The 24,022-nt window shown below is 71.8% G+C and carries 14 protein-coding genes; 9 read left to right on the top strand and 5 right to left on the bottom strand.

Translation table 11 applies throughout. The annotated features are described in order from the left end of the window. Window positions 1-47: 47 nt before the first annotated feature. Window positions 48-761 carry a spermidine synthase gene (locus OG294_RS34585; protein ID WP_327070505.1) on the bottom strand — a complete coding sequence of 238 codons (714 nt, stop codon included), beginning with the start codon at window positions 759-761 and terminating at the stop codon, window positions 48-50. A 154-nt stretch (window positions 762-915) separates the two neighbouring features. Then, window positions 916-2,409: a purine-cytosine permease family protein gene (locus tag OG294_RS34590; RefSeq protein WP_327070506.1), complete on the bottom strand. Its 1,494-nt coding sequence runs from the start codon at window positions 2,407-2,409 to the stop codon at window positions 916-918. Window positions 2,410-2,760: 351 nt separating this feature from the next. Between OG294_RS34590 and OG294_RS34595 the strand changes: the two genes are divergently transcribed. Together OG294_RS34595 and OG294_RS34600 are read left to right on the top strand one after the other, a co-directional pair. Next, the gene (locus tag OG294_RS34595; RefSeq protein ID WP_327070507.1) at window positions 2,761-4,620 is read left to right on the top strand and encodes a hydroxysqualene dehydroxylase; all 1,860 of its coding nucleotides are present in this window, start codon (window positions 2,761-2,763) and stop codon (window positions 4,618-4,620) included. Window positions 4,621-4,753: 133 nt separating this feature from the next. Further along, window positions 4,754-5,164, top strand: coding sequence for a hypothetical protein (locus OG294_RS34600; protein WP_327070508.1), 411 nt, complete (start codon window positions 4,754-4,756; stop codon window positions 5,162-5,164). Window positions 5,165-5,325: 161 nt separating this feature from the next. Here OG294_RS34600 and OG294_RS34605 read toward each other — a convergent pair whose 3' ends face one another. After that, window positions 5,326-6,312, bottom strand: a complete 987-nt coding sequence (locus OG294_RS34605; RefSeq protein WP_327071777.1) for a helix-turn-helix transcriptional regulator — start codon at window positions 6,310-6,312, stop codon at window positions 5,326-5,328. A gap of 273 nt (window positions 6,313-6,585) precedes the next feature. Between OG294_RS34605 and OG294_RS34610 the strand changes: the two genes are divergently transcribed. From OG294_RS34610 to OG294_RS34630, 5 genes are all read left to right on the top strand, one after another. Continuing rightward, complete coding sequence (locus OG294_RS34610; protein WP_327070509.1) at window positions 6,586-6,729, top strand: hypothetical protein; 144 nt, start codon at window positions 6,586-6,588, stop codon at window positions 6,727-6,729. A 477-nt stretch (window positions 6,730-7,206) separates the two neighbouring features. Beyond that, window positions 7,207-8,349: a transglycosylase family protein gene (locus tag OG294_RS34615; protein ID WP_327070510.1), complete on the top strand. Its 1,143-nt coding sequence runs from the start codon at window positions 7,207-7,209 to the stop codon at window positions 8,347-8,349. A 49-nt stretch (window positions 8,350-8,398) separates the two neighbouring features. Beyond that, on the top strand, window positions 8,399-9,826 hold the full coding sequence (locus OG294_RS34620) for a hypothetical protein (protein ID WP_327070511.1): 1,428 nt from the start codon (window positions 8,399-8,401) through the stop codon (window positions 9,824-9,826). A gap of 92 nt (window positions 9,827-9,918) precedes the next feature. Then, window positions 9,919-11,541, top strand: a complete 1,623-nt coding sequence (locus OG294_RS34625) for a GDSL-type esterase/lipase family protein (protein ID WP_327070512.1) — start codon at window positions 9,919-9,921, stop codon at window positions 11,539-11,541. 656 nt (window positions 11,542-12,197) lie between these two features. Next, window positions 12,198-13,532 carry a hypothetical protein gene (locus OG294_RS34630; RefSeq protein WP_327070513.1) on the top strand — a complete coding sequence of 445 codons (1,335 nt, stop codon included), beginning with the start codon at window positions 12,198-12,200 and terminating at the stop codon, window positions 13,530-13,532. Between the two features lie 98 nt (window positions 13,533-13,630). Here the strand turns inward: OG294_RS34630 and OG294_RS34635 are convergent, their stop codons facing one another. Together OG294_RS34635 and OG294_RS34640 are read right to left on the bottom strand one after the other, a co-directional pair. Further along, entirely contained in the window at window positions 13,631-14,044 is a 414-nt protein-coding gene (locus tag OG294_RS34635) for a DNA-binding protein (RefSeq protein ID WP_327070514.1), read from the bottom strand. Then, on the bottom strand, window positions 14,041-14,304 hold the full coding sequence (locus tag OG294_RS34640; protein ID WP_327070515.1) for a CopG family transcriptional regulator: 264 nt from the start codon (window positions 14,302-14,304) through the stop codon (window positions 14,041-14,043). Before OG294_RS34640 ends, OG294_RS34635 begins: the two co-directional genes overlap by 4 nt. 205 nt (window positions 14,305-14,509) lie before the next feature. On the opposite strand from OG294_RS34640, the gene OG294_RS34645 reads away from it, so the two are divergent. Together OG294_RS34645 and OG294_RS34650 are read left to right on the top strand one after the other, a co-directional pair. Further along, window positions 14,510-19,405 carry a non-ribosomal peptide synthetase gene (locus OG294_RS34645; protein ID WP_327070516.1) on the top strand — a complete coding sequence of 1,632 codons (4,896 nt, stop codon included), beginning with the start codon at window positions 14,510-14,512 and terminating at the stop codon, window positions 19,403-19,405. 26 nt (window positions 19,406-19,431) lie between these two features. Beyond that, on the top strand, window positions 19,432-23,976 hold the full coding sequence (locus OG294_RS34650; protein ID WP_327070517.1) for a non-ribosomal peptide synthetase: 4,545 nt from the start codon (window positions 19,432-19,434) through the stop codon (window positions 23,974-23,976). Window positions 23,977-24,022 lie beyond the last annotated feature (46 nt).

Here is a 24,022-nt window from a genome sequence, read left to right on the forward strand (position 1 = left end):
CAGACTATCCGCAGACCAACGGCGGCCGACGGAGGGACAACCGGTGCTCAGACCCGGCGTGCCAGGTGCACCACGTCCGGCACGCCGCGTGCCACGGTGACCTCCAGGGTGTGCACCTCGGCGAAGCCGGCCGCGCGCAGCGCCTGCTCGAAGGCGGCGGAGGGCTGGGCGCTCCAGACGGCCAGCACACCGCCCGGGTTGAGCCGGCGCTGGATCGCGGCCAGCCCGTCCGGCCGGTAGAGGCCGGAGTTGGACTCGGTGACCGTCCAGTCCGGGCCGTTGTCGATGTCGAGGCAGAGCGCGTCGTAGGTCGCGGTGTCCGTCCCGGGACCGTCCAGGTAGGCCAGCAGGTCGGTGTGCAGCACCGCCACCCGCGGGTCGTCCAGCGCCCCGGCGGAGAAGGCGCCCAGCGGCCCGGTGCGGTGCCAGTCGATGATCGCCTCCTCGCGCTCCACCACGGCGATGCGCCCCCAGCGCGGCTCGGCGGCGGCGTGGGCGAGCGAGAAGCCGACGCCGAGGCCGCCGATCAGGACGGCGGGGCGCTCCGCCGTGAGCCGGTCCAGCGCGGCCTGGATCAGCAGGCGCTCGGAGCGGCCGTCGGCGGTGTCCATCAGGAAGCAGCCGTTGGCGATGATCTCCAGGTCCCCGCCCCGCCGGCGGAGCACCACCTCGCCGTGCGGCCCGTCGCGCCGGTCGAGCGTGACCGGGGGCTGCTGCTGGTCGCGGTCGGGCAGGTCGGAGACGTCGGGCAGCAGAGACATGCGTGGTACCTCGGGTGCGTGCGGGTGGTCGGTGTCGTCGCTCCGGCCGACTCTAGCCGCGCCCGGGGGCGGGCAGCACCCCCGTATCGGGAACGCCGAACGCCCCGACCAGCCGGTCGGGGCGTTCGGCGTCCGGTGTCCGCGCCGCAGGGCGTCAGACGGTGACCGGCTGCTCGGTGCTCTCGGCCTGCTCGGCCTTCGCGTCGGCGCTCACCTCGGCGGTGCCCGAGGTGTTCTCGCGCGGCGCCGGGAGCACGGCCATGATCGCGGCGGAGATCACGATGGTCGCCGCCCAGGCCAGCCCGTACTTGCCGATCGGGGTGCTGGAGAACGGGCCGGCGAACCAGTCGCACTTGGTGAAGGCGAGCCCGAGGGCCAGCGCGAGCACCCAGGAGACCATGGCCTGCCAGCAGTAACCGCCCTTGTACCAGTAGCGGCTGGTGCGGGTGGTGTCCATCAGCGCGGCGGCGTCGTAGCGCACCGCCCGCGTCCGGCGCCGGAACATGTCCACGGCGTAGACGCCGATCCAGGCCGAGAAGGAGACGGCCAGCAGGATCAGGAAGGTGATGAAGGAGCCGAGGAAGCTCTTCGCGACCAGCATCAGCATCAGACCGCCGACCAGCGAGATCACGGCGTTGATGCTCACGGCCATGGCACGCGGCAGCTTGACGCCCATCGTCTGGGCGGTGAAGCCGGCCGAGTACATCGAGAGGCTGTTGATCAGCAGCATGCCGACGATCGCGGTCAGCAGGTACGGCACGGCCAGCCAGGTCGGCAGCAGGTCACCGAGGAAGGAGACCGGGTCCGAGGCCTGGGCCAGGCCGGGGGAGGCCACCGCCATCACGGCGCCCATCAGCACCATCGGCACCATCACCAGGCCGGCACCGGAGACCGTCACACCGGCGATCTTCTTGCCGGAGGTGGCGTGCGGCAGGTAGCGGGCGAAGTCCGGGCCGGTGGGCACCCAGCTGATGCCGCCGGCGGCGATCGTCCCGACACCGGCGATCATCATCGCGGTGGTGCCCGCGTGCTTGGAGAAGACCTCGCTCCAGTGGATGTGCACGATCAGGTAGCCCAGCACCAGGACGCTGAAGATCCCGAAGAGGTACGTCGACCAGGTGTTGCAGACGTTCAGCGCCTTGCGGCCCATGCCGGAGACGAGGAACGTGCAGGCGACGAAGAGGAACAGCGTGACGACGATCAGCGCGGTGTTGCTCTTGATGCCGAAGAGCAGGTCGAGCACGGTCAGCACGGCGTAGGCGCCGGTGACCGCGTTGATCGTCTCCCAGCCGAACCGGGCGATCCACAGGATCGCGCCCGGGAAGAGGTTGCCGCGCACCCCGAAGGTGGCCCGCGAGAGCGTGGCACCCGGGGCCCCGCCCCACTTACCGGAGACCGAGATGACGCCGACCATGCCGAAGGAGATGGCCGCGGCGCAGGCCGCGACGATCAGCACCTGCCAGAAGTTCAGCTGGTTGAACACCACCAGGGCCGCACCCATGGTGAGAAGCAGAACGCTGATGTTCGCCGCGACCCAGGTGGGGAAGAGCTCGCGGACTCTGCCGTGACGCTCGTGGTCCGGGACGGGTTCGATACCGCGGGTCTCTATCGCGCCGTCAACGGTGTCGGCGGTGGACAGGTTGTCCATGAGGGTGGCTCCGTGCGTGTGAAGCGGGGAGTAAAACGGACAAGTGGAACATTTATGGAACTCTTCGCGCGTAGCACGCGAGTTAAGCCATCGTACTTTGTTCCAGATGTCACCCGATTGATGCCGTTACTCCCTGGGGGTACCGGAAGATACGAAAAGCGCCGCCTTTGGGGCGGGCGGGGGCGGCGGGGCTTGGCCATTTCGTCCTGTTGTGACCGTGGTCACAGTCGCCGGTGGATTGACGAACGAATGTCCCATGCGCCCCGAACCGGTGACGGAGCCCGACCGCGGATCGCGACCTGTGCATACTGAGGCCGACCAGTCGCTCACAGTAGCCAAGGGGTGCGTGCCATGGGGGCCGAGAACCGGGCCACGGAGAACCCGGAGACCGCCGCGACCAGCGGCCGGACCAGGCGCCAGTTCCTCCACCGGGCGGCTGCGGTGGGTGGCGCGCTGGCCCTCGCGCCGTCGGTCGCCGCGCCGTCGCCCGCCGTGGCGGCCACTGCGGTGCCGGGCGGCGGTGGGGCCGACCGCTCGGGGCGCAGCGTGGCCGTGCTCGGCGGCGGGGTCTCCGGACTGAGCGCCGCGCACGAACTCGCCGAGCGCGGCTACCGGGTGACCGTGTACGAGTACTACGCCGCGCTCGGGGGCAAGGCCCGGAGCATGGACGTGCCCGGCAGCGCGGCCGGTGGCCGACGGCCGCTGCCCGGCGAACACGGGTTCCGTTTCTTCCCCGGCTTCTACCGCAACCTCCCCGACACCCTGCGCCGCATCCCGTACCCCGGCAACCCCGGTGGCGTCCACGACAACCTGCGCGACGGCACCCAGACGCTGCTCGCCTACGACGCCCCGCGCCCCGGCCTGCTGCTCCCGTTCCAGACCCTCACCCGCCCGCTCGACCCGCGCGATCTCGCCCCGGACGCGCTGCGCCGCACGCTGACCGGCGTGCTCGACGAGGTGCTGCACCTGCCCGCCGACGAGCTCGCCTACTTCGTCGACCGGGTCCTGGTCCACCTGACCAGCTGCGACCTGCGCCGCGAGCAGCAGTGGGAGCGGGTGCCCTGGTGGGACTTCATCAAGGCCGGCCGGATGTCCCACGACTACCAGCGCCTGCTCGGGGTGGGGCTGACCCGCGACCTGGTCGCGACCAAGGCCGAGCAGGCCAGCACCCGCACCGTGGCCCGCACGATCATCGAGGCCTTCCTGCTGAACGGGCTGCTCGGGCGCGGCGTCGACGGGCAGCCCGACCGGGTGCTCAACGCCCCGACCAGCGAAGCCTGGATCGATCCGTGGACGGCCCACCTGGCCTCGCTCGGCGTCGAGTTCCGCACCGGGACGGAGGTCCAGGAGGTCCTCTGCGCCGACGGGCGGATCACCGGGGTGCGCGTCGCGCCGACGGGCGGCGGCACGCCCTGGACGGTGACCGCCGACTACTACCTCTCCGCCCTGCCGGTGGAGCACGCCCGCCTCACCTGGGGCCCGCAGTTGCGCGCCGCCGACCCCCAACTCGCACGCTGCGACGCGATCCGGACGGACTGGATGACGGGCGTCCAGTACTACCTGCGCCGGCCCGTGCGGCTGGTGCACGGACACGCCGCCTGCCTCGACTCCCCGTGGTCCCTGACCACCGTCAACCAGGCGCAGTTCTGGGACCGGAACCTCCCGGCCGCCTACGGCGACGGAACGGTCACCGACTGCCTGTCGGTCTGCGTCTCGGAGTGGGACGAGCCCGGGATCCTGTACGGCAGGACCGCCAAGGAGTGCACCCGCGAGGAGGTGGTCCAGGAGGTCTGGGCCCAGGCCAAGCGGGCCTTCAACCGGCCGGGCGCCACCTGGCTGGTGGACGCCGACGTGCACTCGTGGTTCATGGACCCGGCCGTCACGGGCCTCGGCGGCCCCGCCCCGGCCAACCGCGAGCAACTGCTGATCCACCCCGCGGGAACGTTCTACAACCGACCCTCCGCCGCGACCGCGGTCGGCAACTTCTTCCTGGCCGGCGACTACGTCCGCACCGACGTCGACCTCGCCACCATGGAGGGCGCCAACGAGTCCGCCCGCCGCGCCGTCAACGCCCTCCTGGACGCCGACCGCTCCACCGCCGAGCGCTGCCCGATCTGGCTGCTCTTCCGTCCCCCGGAGCTGGAGCCGCTCAAGCTGGTCGACGAGACCCGCTACCGGCTCGGCCTGCCGAACACCTTCGACCTGGGGTGAGCCGGTCATCCACTACGATGATCGTTTGCTTGAGCCGGCCGACCGTTCCAGGGGGAGACATGTCGATATCGCTCCATCCGCCGGCGCTCAACAGGGCTGCCATCCAGGTCGGTTCGAGCGCCGACGGTTCCCGGTGAACAGGTCGGGCCCCACCGCACGCCGCGCCGCCTCGGCCGTCCTCGCCTCGGCAGTGCTCAGCCTGGCCGGCCTGGGCGCCGGGCTGCTCGCGCACCTCGGCTACGAAGCCCACCGGCCGGACTATGGGCGGGACATCCACTGCACCCCGCTCGCGCTGCCGCCCGGCCTCACGGCGTACACCTGGCTCGCGGCCGGCCTGGTGCTGGCCGGCCTGCCGCCGCTCGTGTGGATCGCCGCGCGCCGCCCGTGGCGCACCGCGCGACCGCGCCGCGGAGCACTGCCGGCGGCCGTGCTGCTCTGGGGCGTCGCCGTGGTCGGCGGGGTCGCGCCCGGCTGGGCCGACATCAGCTACATGCACCGCATGAACGCGGGCATGTTCGCGGGCTCGGACCTGTGCGGTGGCTGACCGCACCAGGCATCCGCCGGGAGATCCGCGACGACATCCACGAAGCCTTCCTCAGCCCGGCCTGCAGCATCATCTGCCGGCCTCGACCGAGGAGCCTCGCACCCTTGTCCGGAGTTCTCACTGACGTCGTCCGTAGAGCTGTTCCCGACCGGGTCGTCTGATCAGAGCCAGCCGCGCTGGGCCGCCTTGAGCCCTGCTTCGAACCGGCTGGATGCGTCGAGGCGTTCCATGAGTGCTGCCATGAGGCGTCGGACTGTGCGGACGGACACTCCGAGCCGCTTGGCGGCCGCGTCGTCGGTCAGTCCGGCAGCGAGCAGCTTCAGCAGTTCCCGCTCGCCCGAGGTGAGACCGGAGCCGGACTCCTGCGGCTGGTCGGCGCCCAGCGGGACGCCCGTCTGCCAGGTCTGATCGAAGAGGGCGACCAGGGACGTCACTATTCCCGGCTCGCGGGTGCACAGCGCGCCCAGTCGGGTGTTGGCCGGGTCGATGGGCACGACCGCAACTTCGCGGTCGAAGATCAGCATGCGCGGCGGCAGCGTCGGGCAGGTGCGTACCTCGCCGCCGTGCTCTGCCATCCAGTGGGCGTACTCGAACGTCGGAGCATCGTTCCTGACGCTGTCCTGGTACAACGTCAACAGGTCGACACCACGGGCCATCGCGTCGGCGTCCAGTGCCCGCGAGGCGTCGAGGCTGGCCTGGGACTGGGCGCCGCCGGGCATCACCGACAGGCATTCCCGGGCGACCTCTTGCGCGAGGACCTCCAGCTTGGCCTGGATGGCGTCGAGACCCAGCAGGCGCTCGGCGCCGTCGGCTGCCGTGTTCGGTACCAGCGCGGCGTACTCGGAGACCGCGAGTGCGGCGGCGGCCTTGCTCAGGGCGAGTTCCTGCTGGCGGCGCCGGAGATCCTCCTCCTGGCGTCGCAGGATCAGTTCCAGTCCCAGTGCGGGGCTGACCGGCCGCAGCGCGCCGGCCACATCCCGGGAGACCCGCAGCAACTGCAGGTCGGCAAGCTTGTCGAGGGCCTCGCGTACGGACATCTCGGGAAGCGCGAGTCGCCGGCACAGATCCTCCACGCCGCCGGTGGGGTCCGCGAGCATCCCCGCGTACACCGCCTCGCTCGTGGTGTCCAAACCCAGCACAGAAAGCACGTAACCCGCCCCCGACAGACGCACATCAACCCCAGTTCGATCACGATCTTGGCAGGGAGCCCGTCTCCTTGGCAACCGACTACCTCGAGTCGGCAGGGCTTGTCCGCATGCTGCCTGTCCGCATGCTGCCCGCCCTGGACTCTTTCGCGGGGCATCCCGGCCAACCAGGATGGTGCTCACCGGAACGGCAGCAAGGCCAAGCAGGGCAACGGTTCCACTGCCCGCGATCCGGTCCTCACCAGCATCCGCTCTACCTACTTCGGGGGCACAGCCATGTCCAGCACCACCCGCCGTCTGTCGGTCACGCTCGCCGCGCTCCTGCTGTCCGGTCTGGCAGTGACGTCAGCGGCACAAAGCGGCGTGGCGTCCGCGGCGACGGCCTCCGCCCCCGTCGCCAACGGCATCGGCTGGGACTGACCGGCATGCTCCTCGTCCACCTGGCACTCGCCGGCTCGCCGAGAGTGCCCGGGACGCGCGAGGAGGCTGCCGCCCTCGAAGACGCACTGTGGGCACACGCGGCCCCGTACCACGCAGTTGAACACGTACGCGTGCAGTGCGCGCCCCACGGGTTGGGTGCCGCCCTGTTCATCCGCGCCTCGTCCGACACCGCCGCGCGACAGCAGGCGTCAGACCTCCTCACGCACGTCCTCGGCACCATGCCGGCCGCGCGTCGATACTCCGTCATCTCCGGTCCAGCAGTGAGCACCTAGCCGAGCAGGCAGCCGAGCTCCTGGCCCCATCGCGCGCCACCGCACCGACCGACCATCATCCGAAGAGCAGGAGACTGTCATGCCCTCACGCAACCGAGTGCGGCCCGCGCTGGCCGCTGCCGCCACGTCCCTTCTTGTCGCTGCCCTGCCCATGGCCTGTGCGGGATCGGCTTCGGCTGCGTCCGTGAGCACCTGGGAGAAGGTCGCCCAGTGCGAGAGCAGCGGCAACTGGAGCATCAACACCGGCAACGGCTACTACGGGGGTCTCCAGTTCGCGGAGAGCACCTGGCTGGCCTACCACGGCGACATGTATGCCCAGTACCCCTACCAGGCCACCGAGCAGCAGCAGATCCTCATAGCCGAACAGGTGCTCCGCAGCGCCGGGCCGAGCCAGTGGAGCTGCGCGGCGCAGGCCGGACTCACCAATGACGGCGTGGACCCCTACCCGGCGCCCACGGTGCCGTCTGCGGCGGTGAACACGGTGCACCTGGTGGACCTCACCCCGGACGGTGGGCTGCACAACACTGAGGGCAACTACTCCGGCGGCGGCTGGACCAGTTGGAACGACATGGGCGCCAGCAGCATCAAGGACGTCACCAGCGCCTCCACCGGATCCACCAACCGGGTCTTCGCGATCAGCAGCACCAACCAGATCTGGGAGAAGGACGGCAACTACGCCACCGGCCAGTGGTCCGGCTGGTTCCAGCCCATCAGCGACGGCCACACCTTCACCGCCATCTCCGCCTCCTCCAGCGGCAACACCGTCCACCTCGCGGCGATCGGCACCGACGGCCAGATGTACAACGCCGACGGCGCCTTCCCCAACGGCGGCTGGACCAGCTGGAGCGCACACGGCGGCACCAACCTGAAGCACATCGCCAGCGCTTCCACCTCCGACAACGTCAACCACATCTTCGTCGTCGACTCCGGCAACCAGCTCCGCGAGATCGACGCCAGCTACGCCACCGGCAGTTGGGGCAGCTGGGGCACACCCGCGGGCGGCTTCACCGGCCAGGACGTCACGGCCGCCGCCTTCGGCAACACCGTCCACCTCGACACCATCGGCATGGACGGCAACCTCTACAACACCGAAGGCAACTACGGCGGATCCGGCTGGGGCACCTGGTCCAACATGGGCGGCAGCGGCCTCAAGCGCCTCACCAGCGCGACCTCAGCCGCGACCAACGTGAACCACATCTTCGCGATCAACAGCAACAACCGCCTCACCGAGATCGACGCCGACTACAACACCCACAGCTGGAACACCTGGGCCGAACCCGCCGGCGGCGCCGACTCCATCGGCCTCACCGCCGACTTCACCAGCTGACGTCCGATCACGCCTTCTTCGTCCTTCCGACTCCAGGGGTTCCTTCACCATGCCTTCTCGCGCCTCCAAGATCACCCGTGTCGCCCTCGCCACCGCGATCGCGCTCGGCGGTGCCGTCAGCACCGCGGTGATCGCCCAGCCCGCCGCCTACGCTGCCACGACCTCCTCGGTCGACGGCCAGATCACCCGCTCCGAGGTGCTCAGCCGCGCCCAGTACTGGGTCAACCAGGGCGTCCCGTACAGCCAGTCGGTCTACAGTTCCGACGGCTCCGGATCGACCTACCGTTCCGACTGTTCCGGCTACGTCTCGATGGCCTGGCACCTGAGCAGCAGCCTCACGACCCAGACCCTGCGCAGTGTCTCGACCCAGCTGAGTGGCTTCGACGCTCTCAAGCCCGGCGACATGCTCGACCGCTACGACAACGGCAACTACAACATCCACGTCGTGTTGTTCGCCGGCTGGACCGACAGCACTCACACCTCCGCCAACGTCTACACGGAGTCGACGCCCGGGACCCAGGCACACCTGGACACCTACACGCTCGACTACCTCAACAGCAACGGCTACGTGCCCTGGCGCTACAACAACATCGTCGACGACCCCACGGTGCCGTCTGCGGCGGTGAACACGGTGCACCTGGTGGACCTGACGCCGGACGGTGGGCTGCACAACACCGAGGGCAACTACTCCGGCGGCGGCTGGACCAGTTGGAACGACATGGGCGCCAGCAGCATCAAGGACGTCACCAGCGCCTCCACCGGATCCACCAACCGGGTCTTCGCGATCAGCAGCACCAACCAGATCTGGGAGAAGGACGGCAACTACGCCACCGGCCAGTGGTCCGGCTGGTTCCAGCCCATCAGCGACGGCCACACCTTCACCGCCATCTCCGCCTCCTCCAGCGGCAACACCGTCCACCTCGCGGCGATCGGCACCGACGGCCAGATGTACAACGCCGACGGCGCCTTCCCCAACGGCGGCTGGACCAGCTGGAGCGCACACGGCGGCACCAACCTGAAGCACATCGCCAGCGCTTCCACCTCCGACAACGTCAACCACATCTTCGTCGTCGACTCCGGCAACCAGCTCCGCGAGATCGACGCCAGCTACGCCACCGGCAGTTGGGGCAGCTGGGGCACACCCGCGGGCGGCTTCACCGGCCAGGACGTCACGGCCGCCGCCTTCGGCAACACCGTCCACCTCGACACCATCGGCATGGACGGCAACCTCTACAACACCGAAGGCAACTACGGCGGATCCGGCTGGGGCACCTGGTCCAACATGGGCGGCAGCGGCCTCAAGCGCCTCACCAGCGCGACCTCAGCCGCGACCAACGTGAACCACATCTTCGCGATCAACAGCAACAACCGCCTCACCGAGATCGACGCCGACTACAACACCCACAGCTGGAACACCTGGGCCGAACCCGCCGGCGGCGCCGACTCCATCGGCCTCACCGCCGACTTCACCAACTGACTCATCACCAACCGACCCGAACAACCGTCCCCTCCGGTCGCCCGATGCCCACCCGCCGGGCGACCGGCCGCCCACGCCTGCCTGGAGACTCGATGAAACGCCTGGCCACCTTGACCGCTGCCGCCGCTCTCCTCGCAGCGGGCGCCGTCGCCACCCCGGCCACCGCCTCAGCGGCTGCCCAGCCGCCGTCCGTCCGCGTCATGCCGCTCGGTGACTCGATCACCTACGGTCAGGGCAGCTGCACCGGTGGGGGTTACCGGCTGCCCCTGGCGAACCTGGTCGCGGGCCAGTCGCGGTACTCCGTGGACTTCGTCGGCTCGCAGCAGCACGGTGCGATGGCGGACCCGGACCACGAGGGACACCCGGGCTACCGGACCGACCAGATCCTCGGCGGGGTCGACGGCTGGCTGGCCGCCGCCCACCCCGACGTCGTGCTGCTGCACATCGGCATCAACGACCTGAACCAGGGGGTCGACCAGAACACCGCAGCCAACACCGCGCACCAGCTGATCGACCGGATCTTCGCCGACCAGCCGGGGGTGACGGTCATCATGCAGGGCCTCATCCCGACCACGCCGGGGTGGAACTACCAGGGCCTCTCCCAGCCCATCGCCCAGTACAACACCCAGCTCAAGCAGGTGGAGTCGGCCGAGCAGGCGGCGGGCAAGCACTTCACGTTCGTCGACGCGCCCGCGCTGACCGCGACCAACCAGGCGGACTCCTCGCACCCGGCGCAGATGGCCGACGGCCTGCACCCCAACGACTCCGGGTACGCGCTGCTGGCACAGAACTTCTACACTTCGCTCGACCAGGCCTACACCGCGGGATGGTTCACCGGCGGCGCTCCGCAGGCGAGTTCGACGTCGTCCAACACCGTCCATCTGGTCGACCTGACCCCCGACGGTGGGCTGCACAACACCGAGGGCAACTACTCGGCCGGCGCGTGGAACGGCTGGAGCGACATGGGCGCCAGTGGCATCAAGGAGGCGGCCAGCGCGGCCACCTACTCGGTCAACCACGTCTTCGCCATCGGCAACGACGGCTACGTGTACGAGAAGGACGGCAACTACGCCACCGGCCAGTGGTCCGGCTGGAACCAGGTCCCCGGAAGCGCGAACTCCAAGGCCGTCACCGCCTCCTCCTACGGTGACATGGTTCACCTGGCCACCATCGGCACCGACGGCCACCTCCACAACTCCGACGGCATCTTCCCCAACGGTGGCTGGAACGCCTGGACGGACCACGGCGGCACCGGCCTCAAGCACCTCGCCAGCGCCACCACCGACGGCGTCAACCACATCTTCGCCATCGACAGCAACAACCAGCTCCAGGAACTCGACGCCGACTACTGCGCCGGGGCGTGGGGCAGCTGGGCGGTGTCCGCGGGCGGCTTCACCGGCCAGGACGTCACGGCCGCCGCCTTCGGCAACACCGTCCACCTCGATGCCATCGGCATGGACGGCAGCCTCTACAACACCGAAGGCAACTACGGCGGATCCGGCTGGAGCGGCTGGTCGAACATGGGCGGCAGCGGCCTCAAGCGCCTCACCAGCGCCACCTCCAGCGCCACCAACGTCAACCACATCTTCGCCATCAACAGCAACAACCGCCTCACCGAGATCGACGCCGACTACAACACCCACAGCTGGAACACCTGGGCCGAACCCGCCGGCGGCGCCGACTCCATCGGCCTCACCGCCGACTTCACCAACTGACGATACGTCAGACCAAGAACTGCACGGTCCCGTTCGAGACGTCACTGGTCCAGGAGATCAGTGACGTCTCGTCTGCGCTACCGAGTCACCCAACCTGCCAACCCCGAAAGCCACGCCGTCACCGAGAACGGTGGTCCGCATTCCAGCCGCCCGGCCGCCAGTTGTGCAGAACGGCCGCCGCACCAGCACGGCGAACCCTTCCCCTTCCCGATTGCTCAGACAACGATCTTTTGCGGACAAGGACTTGCCTCATCGGGGCAATGTGTTAGCTCCTCACCTGCACGTCGAGGCTGGGCGCGGCGGCGATCGCGGTACGGAAGGCGGTCGACCGGTCGTCGATCAGCCGCAGCAGGTCGGGGAACTCGATGATCTTCTGCACGCCGGATGTCTATCACTGCGCTTCGGCAGCCGGACAGCGATTGATCGTGCCGCCGACGGTGGCGGTGGCGGTGGCCACGTCGTGGTCGTGTCCAGGCCGCCTGACCGGATCACCACAGGTTCCGGACAAGTTCCCAACATCCGTCGGTCAGGATGCGGCGTCAGCGGCAGCGGTGGTGCTGCCGACCTGCCGAGGAGGAGAATTGCGTTCTCACCGGGGAACACTCAGGCGCTCACGTGGTCTCGTGCTGGCCTGTGCGCTGCCGGTCGTGGCGACGATGGCGTTGACGACCGGGGTGGCCCAGGCCACCCCGGCCCAGGCCTCGTCGGACGTCGCCAGCCTGCAACTCCAGGTCCACGAGGGCACGTTGCTCAGCAGCCACGGGGTGCGGACGATGTGCGCGTCGGGCTGTCACGCGGACGTCGTGACCACGAGCCCGGGTTCGGACACCGTGCTGTCGACCGACACCCCGGTCGGGCTCGGTGCGACGGACCTCGCCAAGGCGTACTCGCTGCCGCGGGCCTCGGTCGGGCACAAGGGCACCATCGCGCTCATCAGCACCGGCGCGAACACGCACCTGGAGTCCGATCTCGCCACCTACCGCAAGCAGTACGGGCTGCCCGCGTGCACCACGGCCAGCGGGTGTCTCACCGTCACCGACTTCCACGGCGGGCCTCCGGTTGTGCCCGGGACGACCACGGAGTTCAAGGCGGCCGAGGAGGAAGCGGCCGTCGAGACCTCGCTGGACGTCGACATGGCCTCGGCGGCCTGCCCGGACTGCCACATCATGGTGGTGCAGACGCCCGACATCGACGCGACCGGTGAGCTGCTGCCCGCGGAGAAGGCGGCCGACTACGCCGTCGCCTACCAGACCGCGGTCCGGTTGGGCGCCAACGCGGTCAGCCTCAGCGACGTCGAGTTCCTCGACGCCTCGACGGCGGACGCGGACTACAGCAAGGCCGTGCGCCATCCCGGGGTGCCGCTGTTCGCCTCCAGCGGCGACATCAGCAGTCCCGGCACGACCGCCGCCGGCTCCGACGCGGCCGCCAAGGCCGGGACCGTCGTCGACACGAGCTACACCTGGCCGGCGGAGCTGCCCTGGGCGGTCGCGGTCGGGGGTACCTCGCTGAAGCCCGTCGACGCCTCCCGGACGCAGTTCACCGAGACGGCGTGGCACGACCTGACCGGTGGCTGCGCCCTGACCCTGCCCCCCGCGGCCGGTCAGCCCGCCTCGGTCGCCGCCAACTGCGGTGGCCACCGGGCCGCCACCGACCTGTCCGCCGTCGCCGACCCGGCGAGCGGCCCCGCTGTCTACGACACCTACGCGCCCTCCACCGGGAAGCCGAACAACTGGCTCGTCAGCGGCGGCACCAGCGCCTCCTCGCCGTTCGTCGCCGCCTGGTACGTCCGCAGCAGCGGGCACTCGACCGGCACCGTCGGCCCCGGCGCGCTCTACCGGGCCCCGGCCTCGGTCTTCCACGACGTCACCACCGACGGCGGATCGCCGGCCATCTGCCAGCGGCTCGGCTGGGGCGAGAAGATCTGCCAGTCCGGCCCCGGCTGGGACGGCCCCACCGGCCTCGGCTCACCGCACGGCCTCGGCAGGTTCTGAACGGCACGTTCTGATCCGAGCAGCCCACTCGGGCCGGTGCCGAGGTGTGTGTACGGACTCGGGAGTGGACCCCGGCGGGCCGGGGTCCATGCGGCCAGTCAGACCTTGATGACCGTGAGGCGCTTGCCGCACAGCGTGCTCAAGTCATCCGGGTCGGAGGTGAGAACCGTCACCGGTCCCGGAGCGGCGAGTGCCGTAGCGGTCAGTATCGCGTCGATGGCGTACTTGTGGCCGTGCAACGCGGCGTCGGCGAGGAGGGCTGCCGCGTGGCGGGCGATCGCCTCCGTCACCGGCTCGACCACCAGGCGGGAGAGCGTCCACTCCAGGGCCGGACGGTTGATCCGGGGGTGGACGACCTCCACCAGAGTGGCGGCGCTGGTGATCACGCGCATGTCGTCCGCCCGGGCCAGCGCGAGCCAGCCGGTGACCTCGCGATCCCGCAGTACGGCCTTGGCGAGCCCTTCGCTGTCCAGGACGAGGGTGCCCGCGGGCACAGCGGCCTCGCGCGTCATGCCGCGCTCGCCGCGTCGCCGTGCTGCTCCTCGCGGGCGCGCCGCAGCAGGTCGCGCTTCTGCTGGATCTCCTCGGCGGTGATGGGGCCGTGTTCGGCCTCGGCAACGGCGATCAGTTCGTTGAGGTTGTCCCGCTCGATCTGCCGGGCGACCGCCGCGGCGACATAGGCGGACAGGCCGGAGGGGCCGCTGCGGACGCGGGCGGCTTCGGCGATGTCGCGGGGCATGGTGATCGAGTACTTCTGGGTAGGCTCGCTCATGCTCCTTATGCTACCTCGCATGCTACTCCGCTGTCGGGGTTCGCTCAGCCGACAGGTGCTCTCATGGGGCCTTCGGCGGACGGGCCTGTTTGCGCGAGACGAGAGCGACTGCCGTCCATAGCGGCAGTTGTGCGGAGGTCGAACTGCCGCTCTTCTGCCTCGTGCACTGCCCTTGGCGGCAGGCTCCGGGCGGTTGGCTTGGGGCATGGCCGAGTTGAAGAGTTCGCCGCCGAGTCCAGTGAGTCCGCTGAGTTCAGCGAGCCCAGTGAGTCCACCGTCGCTGCCGGGGCCCGTCGCCGGGGCGCCCGGGTGTCTGGAGCTGATCGCTGCCGTTGCCCGGCATGCGCCCTCGCGGGCTGCGATCCGAGTGGGGGGTCGGGTCGTCGACTACGCCGAGCTGGAGGGGCGCAGTGCGGCGCTGGCCGGGCGGCTGGCGCGGTCGGTGCCCGGGTCCGGTGGGGTGGTCGGGGTGCGGGCGGCGGACCGGGTGGAGTACGTCGTCGCGCTGCTGGCCGCGCTGAAGGCCGGCGTCGCGTTCCTGCCGCTGGACCCCGAGGCGCCGCAGGCGCGGGTGGCGGCGATCCTCGCGGACAGCGGGGCGGTGCTGCTGGCGCCGGACGACGAGCGCGGTGGTGACGCGGCCCGGACGGTCGCGGGGCCGGGGGAGACCGCCTACATCATCTACACCTCCGGGACGACCGGGACGCCCAAGGGCGTGGCCGTCGCCCGGGGGACGCTGGACGGGCATCTCGCCACCGTGCGGGAGCGGTTCGGGATCACGGCGGACGACGTGGTGCTGCAGTTCAGCGCGCCGTACGTGGACGTCTGGGTCGAGCAGGTGCTCACCGCGCTGACCGCCGGGGCCTGCCTGGCGATGACCGGGGCGCGGGTGACCGCGCCGGCGGAGCTGGCAGCGTTGATCCGGCGCGAGGGCGTCACGGTGGCGAACCTGCCGGCCGGGTACTGGCAGGAGTTCACCGCGCTGCTCGACCACTGCGCGGGCGACTTGGCGAGCCTGCGGCTGATGGTCTGCGGCAGCGACACGATGCCCGCGGCCTCGGCCGAGCGGTGGCTGCGCGAGACCGGGATCCCGCTGCTCAACGCCTACGGGCCGACCGAGGCGGTGATCACCAGCCTGGTGCACGAGGTGCGCGAGGCCGGGGCGGGCCGGTCCGTGCCGATCGGACGGGCCATCGGCCAGCGTGAACTGTACGTGCTGGACGAGGAGATGCACGAAGCAGCGGCCGGTGAGCTGTGCATCGGCGGCACGGCGCTGGCGCTCGGCTATCTGAACCGGCCCGGCCTCACCGCTCAGCGTTTCGTGCCCGACCCGTTCAGCCCGGTGCCGGGTGCGCGGATGTACCGCACCGGTGACCTGGTGCGCCGACTGGCCGACGGCACCGTGGAGTTCGGTGGGCGCCGGGACGACCAGGTGAAGGTGCGCGGCTACCGGATCGAGCTGGGCGAGATCGAGCGCGCGCTGGCCGCGCACCCGCAGGTGGCGACCTGCGCGGTGAGCGTGTACGAGCCGGCGCCGGGGGACCGGCGCCTCGCGGGGTACGTCACGGCCGAGGGAGACGGCCTCCCGCGGGCGGACGAGCTGCAGGAGCACCTGCGGGCGACGCTGCCCGCGTACATGGTCCCGGCCACGATCACCGTGCTGCCCGCGCTCCCGCTCACCGCGAACGGCAAGATCGACCGCCGTGCGCTGCCCGCTCCGGCGGAGGATCGAGGGCAGGCGGGGCACGCAGGGCACACGGGGCACGCAGCGCACGAGGAGCCGGGCAGCGAGCTGGAGCGGCTGATCGCCGGTGTCTGGTCCGAGATCCTCGGCGTGCAGGGCATCGGCCTGGACGAGAACTTCTTCAACCTCGGCGGGGACTCGCTGACCGCGCTGCGGGTCGCGGGCCGGATGCTGGAGACCCCGTACGCGGACGTCTCCCACGTCACCGTCTTCGAGGCGCAGACCGTCCGCGAGCTGGCGGCGGCGATGGCCGCGGCCGGTGCGCCCGCGGCCGGGCCGGAGCTGACCCGGCGCAGGGCCGCGACCGCTCCGCTGTCCGGCCTGCAGCGCGGCCTGTGGACGCACGCGCAGTTCAACCCGGACTCGACGGCCTACAACATCCCGTGGGTGTTCGAGCTGGCCGGACCGGTGGACCCGAAGGCGCTGCAGGTGGCGCTGGAGGGGCTGGTGGCGCGGCACGAGGCGCTGCGCACCACCTTCGCCACCGAGCGCGGCGAGCCGCGCCAGGTGATCCACGCCGAGCGGCCGGTGCCGATCGCCGTCAGCGACCTGACGGGCGCCGCGGAGGAGGAGCGCGAGGCCGCCACGACGACGGCGATCGAGCAGGACGCGCGGGCGCCCTTCAACCTGGCCGAGGGACCGCTCTTCCGGGTGCGGCTGATCCGGCACGGAGTCGAACGCAGCACCCTGGTCGCGGTCTTCCACCACATCATCTGGGACGAGGCCTCGCTGGGCGTCTTCGAACGCGAGCTGGGCGAGCTGTACGCCGCCGCGGTGCGCGGCGAGGAGCGGGATCTGGCCGAACTTCCCGTGCAGTACGCCGACTACAGCAGCTGGCAGCAAGAGACCCCGCAGCAGCGGCATCTCGACTACTGGGCCGAGCAGTTGCGCGGCGCCCCGGCGGTCACCGTGCTGCCCGCCGACCGGCCGCGCACCGAGCAGGACGCTCCGCGCGGGGACAGCCTGCGCTTCGAGATCCCGGCCGGGACCGCGAGGCGGATCCGCGAACTGGCCCGCGCCGAGGACGCCACGCCGTTCACCGTGCTGCTGGCCGCCTTCGCCGCCCTGGTGCACCGGCACACCCGGGACCAGGACCTGGTGGTCGGCACCCCGGTCACCACCCGCAGCCGTCCCGAACTCGACGCGCTGATCGGCTACTTCGTCACCATGCTGCCGCTGCGGGTGCGCGTCGGCGCGGACCTCGGCTTCCGTGACCTGGTCCGGCGCGTCCGCGACACCTCGTTCGACGCCCACGCGCACCGGGACACGCCGCTGGACAGCATCGTCAACGCGGTGCTGGACGACCGCCGGCTCGACGTCAGCCCGCTCTTCCAGACCGCCTTCGAGCTGCACCCCGCCAGTGGATCGGCCGTCCGGCTGGGCGAGTTGACCGGGGCCAGGCGGCTGCACGCGCACCAGGTGGCCAAGTTCGAGCAGGTCTGGATGATCGAGGACCCCGGCACGGCACTGCGCGGCTGGATCGAGTTCGACGCCCGGCTGTACGACCGGGCGACCATCGCCGCATTCTGCCGCGAGTGGATCGACTCGCTCGCCCGCTACGCCGCGGACCCAGCGGCGCCGGTCGGCGAGCCGGTGGCCGGTGCCGCGACGGTGGTCGCGCGCTTCGAGGAGCAGGTGCGGGCGTGTCCGCAGGCGGTGGCGCTGAGTGGGCCGGGTGCGGGTGAGTGGTCGTACGGGGAGCTGAACGCGCGGGCGAACCAGGTGGCCTGGTGGTTGCGTGGTCACGGGGTGGGCGTGGGTGACCGGGTGGGGTTGCACGTGGCGCGGTCGCTGGAGTGCGTGGCGGGGATGCTGGGTGTGCTGAAGGCTGGTGCGGCGTATGTGCCGCTGGAGCCGGGGGTGCCGTTCGAGCGGCTGGCGCACTTCGTGCGGGACGCGGCGCCGGTGCTGGTGGTGAGCGCCGACCCGGTGGCGGCGGCGGGCTTCGGGGTGCGGGTGCTGGACCTCGCGGACCGGGAGCTGGCTGCCCAGCAGCGCGGCAATCCCGTGGTCGAGCTGTCGCCCGAGGACGCGTTCTACGTGCCGTACACCTCCGGCTCCACCGGGGTCCCCAAGGGCACGCTGGTGCCGCACCGGGCGGTGCCGGGGTTCTTCGCGGGGCAGGGGTACGCCTCCTGGGGGCCGGGGTCGACGGCGGTGCTGCACTCGGCGCTGAGCTGGGACGGCCATGTGCTGGACCTGTACCCGGCGCTGCTCTCCGGCGGGCGGGTGCTGATCCCGCAGGCGGGCGACACCAGCGACCCGATCGGCGTCGCGCAGTTCGCGGCCGAGCACGGTGCCACCGTCCTGCTGCTCAGCGCGGCGGCCTTCGGCGCCGTGGTCACGGCCGATCCTGGCCTGCTGAAGAACCTGCGGGACCTGCTGCTCGGCGGCGACCGGATTCCCGCCGACCACTTCCGCCGGATGCTCACCGAGCTGCCCGACGTCAATGTGGTGCACCTCTACGGCCCGTCCGAGGCGACGGTGGCCGCCACCATGCACCAGGTGCGGCCGGCGGATCTGGAGCGGCCGGCGGTGCCGATCGGCCGTGCGCTGGGCGACCGGAGCGTCCATGTGCTGGACGAGCGGCTGCGGCCGAGTGCGACCGGCGAGGAGGGCGAACTCTACATCGCCGGACCGGCTTTGGGTCACGGCTACCTGAACCGAACCGCGCTGACGGCCCGCAGCTTCCTGCCCGACCCGTTCGACGCCGAACCGGGCGCGCGGCTCTACCGGACCGGTGACCTGGTGCGCCGACTGCCGGACGGAACCCTGGAGTTCATCGGCCGCCGGGACGGTCAGGTGAAGCTGCGCGGCTACCGGATCGAGCTGGGCGAGATCGAGAGCGCGCTCGCCGCCCACCCGCAGGTCGCCACCTGCGCGGTGACCGTGTACGAGCCGACGCCGGGCGAGAAGCGGCTGGCGGCGTACGTCACGGCCGAGCCGGGCGCGCTGCCGCAGGCCGCCGAGCTGCGCGGCCACCTGCTGGCGCGGCTGCCGGAGTACATGGTGCCCGCCGGCTTCACCCTGCTGCCCGAACTCCCGCTGACCGCCCACGGGAAGATCGACCGCAAGGCGCTCCCCGTGCCCGATCCCGCCGCCGGGCCACCGGTGGACCCGGCAGCCGGCCGCCGGGCCCCAGCCGGCGAGCTGGAGCGGTGCATCGCCGAGGCCTGGTCCGAGGTGCTGGGCCTGCCGGAGATCGGCGCCGACGACAACTTCTTCCAGCTCGGCGGGGATTCGCTGCGCGCGGTGCGGGTCGCGGTGCTGCTGGCCGAGACGCTGGACCGGGAGGTCCCGCCCCGGCTGGTCTTCAGCTGCAAGACCGTCTCGGCCCTCGCCGCCCAGCTGGCCTGAGGCCGGCCCACAGAATTGGAGTGATCATGGGCAACTACCATGCCCTGAACCGGCGGAACGCCGACCGGGCACCGGTGTCCGGCCTGCAGCGCGGGCTGTGGTTCCTCGACCAGCTCACCCCGGGCAGCCCCGCCTACAACATCCCCTGGGTGCTCGACCTCGACGGGCCGGTCGAACTCGCCATCCTGCAGCAGGCGCTGGACACCATCCTCGCGCGGCACGAAGCGCTGCGCACCACCTTCGCCACCGACCGGGACGAGCCGTGCCAGCTGGTCCACGCCGAACTGCCGGTGCGGATCGCGCTGACCGATCTGACTGCGCTGCCCGCCGAGCAGCGCACGGCTGCGGCTGCGGCGGCCGTGGCGCAGGACGCCGGGGAGCCGTTCAGCCTCGCCGAGGGCCCGCTGCTGCGCGTCCGGCTGATCCGGCACGGCGCCGCGGACGGCGAGCGGAGCACCGTCGTCGCGGTCTTCCACCACATCGTCTGGGACGAGTGGTCGATGGGCCTGTTCGAGCGGGAGCTGACCGAGGCCTACGACGCCGCGCTGACCGGCCGCACCCCGCAGCTGCCCGAACTGCCCGTGCAGTACGGCGACTACAGCGCCTGGGAGCGGTCCACTCCGCGCGAGCGGGATCTGGCCTACTGGCGGCAGCAGCTGGACGGTGCCCCGGCCGTCACCACGCTGCCCGCGGACCGCCCCCGCCCGGCCCGGGCCAGCGCACGCGGCGACACCTACCACTACCCGTTGACGCCCGGCACCGCCGCCCGGGTGGGCGAGCTGGCCCGCGAGTCGGGGGCCACCCCGTTCACCGTGCTGCTGGCCGCCTTCGCCACCCTCGTCCACCGGTACACCCGGGAGCAGGACCTGGTGATCGGCACTCCGGTGTCCACCCGCAGCCGTCCCGAACTCGACCACCTGATGGGCTACTTCGTCAACGTGCTGCCGCTGCGCCTGCGGGCCGGGGCGCAGACCACCTTCCGCGAGCTGGTCGAGCAGGCCCGGGACACCGCGTTCGACGCCTACGGTCACCTGGACACCCCGTTCGACAGCATCGTCAACGAGGTGGCGGTGGACCGGTCGGGCAGCCAACCTCCGCTGGTGCAGCTGCTGTTCGGCGCGCACACCCAGGACCCGGCCGGGCTGCGGCTCGGCTCCGCCACCGGCCGCGGCCGGTCGCAGCCCAACGGCACCACCAAGTTCGACCTGATCTGGTCCACCTACGACGACGGCGAGCTGCACGGCGAGGTGGAGTTCGCCACCGAGCTGTTCGACCGGGCCACCATCGCCCGACTGGCCGAAGCCTGGAGGGAGTTGCTCGACCAGGCGATCGGCGCACCGGACACCCCGCTCGGCGTGCTCGGCCTGGTGCCGCCGGCCGGACTCCCGGCCCTGCTGCCCCGGCCCGCCGAGCCGGCCGGCGCCGACCTCCCGCTGCACCGCGGCTTCGAGCGACGGGTCGACCGCGCACCCGCCGCCCCGGCGCTCACCGACGCCGCCCGCTCGCTCAGCTACGCCGAGCTGGACCAGGAGGCCAACCGGCTGGCCCACCACCTGTACGCGGCGGGGGTGCGGCGCGGCGACCGGGTGGGCCTCTACCTGGACCGCACCGCGCAGGCGGTGGTGGCGATCCTCGCCGTGCTCAAGACCGGCGCTGCCTACGTCCCGGTCGACCTCACCGCGCCGAGCGAGCGGCGGGCCTTCGCGTTCGCCGACGCCCGGGTGCGGGTGGTGGTGACCGACCAGCCGGACGGCGCGGCCGACGGCCCCTGGCGCACCGTGCACCTGCAGCGGGAGGCCGAGGCGATCGCCCGGCGCCCCGCGCACCGGCCCGAGGCGGGGGCCACCGCCGACGACGTCGCCTACCTCATCTTCACCTCCGGCTCCACCGGCCGGCCCAAGGGGGTGCAGATCGCCCACCGCAGCGTCGGCGAGCTGATGGCCGACACCGCGCGGCGGCTGGAGATCGGCGCCACCGACGTGGCCACGCTCTTCCACTCCTACGCCTTCGACGTCTCCGTTTGGGAGATCTGGAGCGCGCTGCTGCACGGCGGCACCCTGGTCGTCGTCCCCTACCTGACCTGCCGCGAGCCGCAGGAGTTCGCCGCGCTGCTGGCCCGTGAGCAGGTCACCCTGCTCTCCCAGACCCCCTCCGCCTTCCGGCAGTTGACCACCGCGCTGGAGGAGCGCCCACGTCCGCTGCCCCGGCTGCGCCGGGTCCTGCTGGCCGGCGAGGCGCTGGACCCGCCCGCGGTGCGCCGCTGGTTCGGCCTGCCGCAGCCGCCGCCCGCGGTGCTGTGCAACCTGTACGGGACGACGGAGACCACGGTGCACGCCACCGCCTTCGACATCGGCGCGGACACGGCGCAGGCCTTCGACCGCAGCCAGGTCGGTTCGGTGCTCGGGCACCTGACCCAGGCGGTGCTCGACGACCGGCTGCGACCGGTGCCGCTCGGGGTGCCGGGTGAACTCTTCATCGGCGGCGAGGCGTTGGCGCACGGCTACCTCAACAGGCCGGGCCTCACCGCGCAGCGCTTCCTGGTCGACCCGTTCAGTCCGGTGCCAGGCGCGCGGATGTACCGCACCGGCGACCTGGTGCGCCGGCTGCCCGGCGGCGGCCTCGAGTACCTGGGCCGGCGGGACGGCCAGGTGAAGGTCCGGGGCTACCGGATCGAGCTGGGCGAGATCGAGAGCGCGCTCGCCGCCCACCCGTCCGTGGCCAGCTGTGCGGTCACCGTGCACGAACCCGCGCCGGGGGACCGCAGGCTGGCCGCCTACCTGACCAGCGCAGCCGAGGGCGGACCGGACCTCGCCGAGCTGCGGCGCCACCTGCGCACCACGCTGCCCGAGTACATGGTCCCGGCCAGCTTCACCGTGCTGCCCGTGCTGCCGCTGACCACCAACGGCAAGATCGACCGGGCCGCGCTGCCGGAGCCCTCGGGCGCCCTGGTGGTCCACGCCGAGGGCGAGCGGGTGGCGCCGAGCGGTGAACTGGAGGTGCTGGTGGCCAAGATCTGGTCCCAGGTGCTGGACGTGGCCGCGGCGGAGCTGGGCGCCCACGACAACTTCTTCCACCTGGGCGGGGATTCGCTGCGCGCGGTGCGGGTGGCGAGCGCGCTGCGGGCGGCGGGCTGGAGCGTGCGGCTGCAGGACTTCTTCGCGGGGCCGACGGTCGCCGCCCTCGCGGCGGCGGCCACCCCGGACCTGGCGAGCGGTGAAGAGCCGCTGGAGCAACCGCCGTTCGCACTGATCACGGCGGCCGACCGGGCCGCCCTGCCGGACGGCGTGGTGGACGCCTACCCGACCGCGACCATGCAGCTGGCCATGGCCTACCACATGGAGCTGTCCGGGGGCACCGACAGCTACCACAACGTCAACAGCTACCTGGTGACCGGCGCCTTCGACCGGGCGCTCTTCGAGCAGGCCGTCACCGAGGCGATGGAGCGCCACCCGGTGCTGCGCACCTCGATCGACCTGATGTCCTTCGGTGAACCGCTCCAGCTGGTGCACGGCACGCTCCCGGCCCCGGTCCGGGTCGCCGATCTGCGGCAGCTGCCGGAGCAGCAGCGGCAGGCGGCGGTGCGCGAGGAGTTCGAGCGGCTGCGGAGCACCGGCTTCGCGCTCGCCGAGGCCCCGCTCTTCGCGGCCAGCGTGCACCTGCTCGCCGAGGACGCCTTCCAGCTGACCATCGCCGAGCACCACGCGATCCTGGACGGCTGGAGCTTCACCTCGCTGCTGTCGGAACTGCTGCGCCGCCACGCCGAGTTGCTGGCCGACCCGGACCGTCCGCCGCTGGCCGCGCCGAAGTCCGGCTTCGGGGAGTTCGTCGCCACCGAGCGCGCGGCGGCGGATGACCGGGCCGCGCTGGAGTTCTGGCGCGACCGGCTGGCGGGCGTCGACGGAACCCTGCACCCGCGCGCCGATCTCGCCCCGGTGGCCGGGGAGTTGGGCGTGCGCAGCACCGAGCGGCTGCTGCCCGGGATCGGCGCGGTGCTGCGGCTGGCCGCGGCGACCAGCGGCGGGACGCCCAAGAGCGCCGCGTTCGCCGCCCACCTGGTGGCACTGGGCCGGATCACCGGCGCACCGCGGGTGACCAGCGGTCTCTCGGTCAACGGCCGGCTGGCCAAGGACGGCGGCACCGAGGCGCTCGGTCTCTTCCTCAACACCGTGCCGGTGAGCGCGGCGGTGGACGGCGACCCCGGCGCGCTGGCCCGGCTGCTGCACGAGCAGGAGACGGCGATGCTGCCGTACCGGCGGATGCCGTTCGCGACCCTGGCCCGGTTGATGGCCGGCACCGCGCTGGACAGCAACTTCGGCTTCCTGCGCTTCCACGCGCTGGGCCGGCTCGCCGAGGGCAGCGCCCAGATCGTCAGCGACAGCCTGCGCTTCGAGCCGACCATGCGGCACGAGCCGACCAACTTCGCGCTCAGCGCGGCGGTGGTGCTGGACCCGACCTCGGACGACGGCCTGCTGCTGGTCGACCACGACCGGGCCAGGCTGCCCGAGCGGGCGGCGGCCGAGTACGCGGCCGCCTACCTGGCGGCGCTGGACGCCATCGCCGCGGGCCGGTGAACCCGCCGGACCCACGCGTGCTCACCACACCTGACGAACCATCAGC

The organism is Kitasatospora sp. NBC_01302 (assembly GCF_035976515.1).
Taxonomy (GTDB): Bacteria; Actinomycetota; Actinomycetes; order Streptomycetales; family Streptomycetaceae; genus Kitasatospora.

What these genes read in the sequence shown, in the direction of transcription:
- OG294_RS34585 (WP_327070505.1), bottom strand. Translation starts at nt 761, where the DNA reads ATGTCTCTGCTGCCCGACGTCTCCGACCTGCCCGACCGCGACCAGCAG.
- OG294_RS34595 (WP_327070507.1), top strand. Translation starts at nt 2,761, where the DNA reads ATGGGGGCCGAGAACCGGGCCACGGAGAACCCGGAGACCGCCGCGACC.
- OG294_RS34645 (WP_327070516.1), top strand. Translation starts at nt 14,510, where the DNA reads ATGGCCGAGTTGAAGAGTTCGCCGCCGAGTCCAGTGAGTCCGCTGAGT.
- OG294_RS34650 (WP_327070517.1), top strand. Translation starts at nt 19,432, where the DNA reads ATGGGCAACTACCATGCCCTGAACCGGCGGAACGCCGACCGGGCACCG.
- OG294_RS34630 (WP_327070513.1), top strand. Translation starts at nt 12,198, where the DNA reads ATGGCGTTGACGACCGGGGTGGCCCAGGCCACCCCGGCCCAGGCCTCG.
- OG294_RS34590 (WP_327070506.1), bottom strand. Translation starts at nt 2,409, where the DNA reads ATGGACAACCTGTCCACCGCCGACACCGTTGACGGCGCGATAGAGACC.
- OG294_RS34625 (WP_327070512.1), top strand. Translation starts at nt 9,919, where the DNA reads ATGAAACGCCTGGCCACCTTGACCGCTGCCGCCGCTCTCCTCGCAGCG.
- OG294_RS34620 (WP_327070511.1), top strand. Translation starts at nt 8,399, where the DNA reads ATGCCTTCTCGCGCCTCCAAGATCACCCGTGTCGCCCTCGCCACCGCG.
- OG294_RS34640 (WP_327070515.1), bottom strand. Translation starts at nt 14,304, where the DNA reads ATGAGCGAGCCTACCCAGAAGTACTCGATCACCATGCCCCGCGACATC.
- OG294_RS34635 (WP_327070514.1), bottom strand. Translation starts at nt 14,044, where the DNA reads ATGACGCGCGAGGCCGCTGTGCCCGCGGGCACCCTCGTCCTGGACAGC.
- OG294_RS34610 (WP_327070509.1), top strand. Translation starts at nt 6,586, where the DNA reads ATGTCCAGCACCACCCGCCGTCTGTCGGTCACGCTCGCCGCGCTCCTG.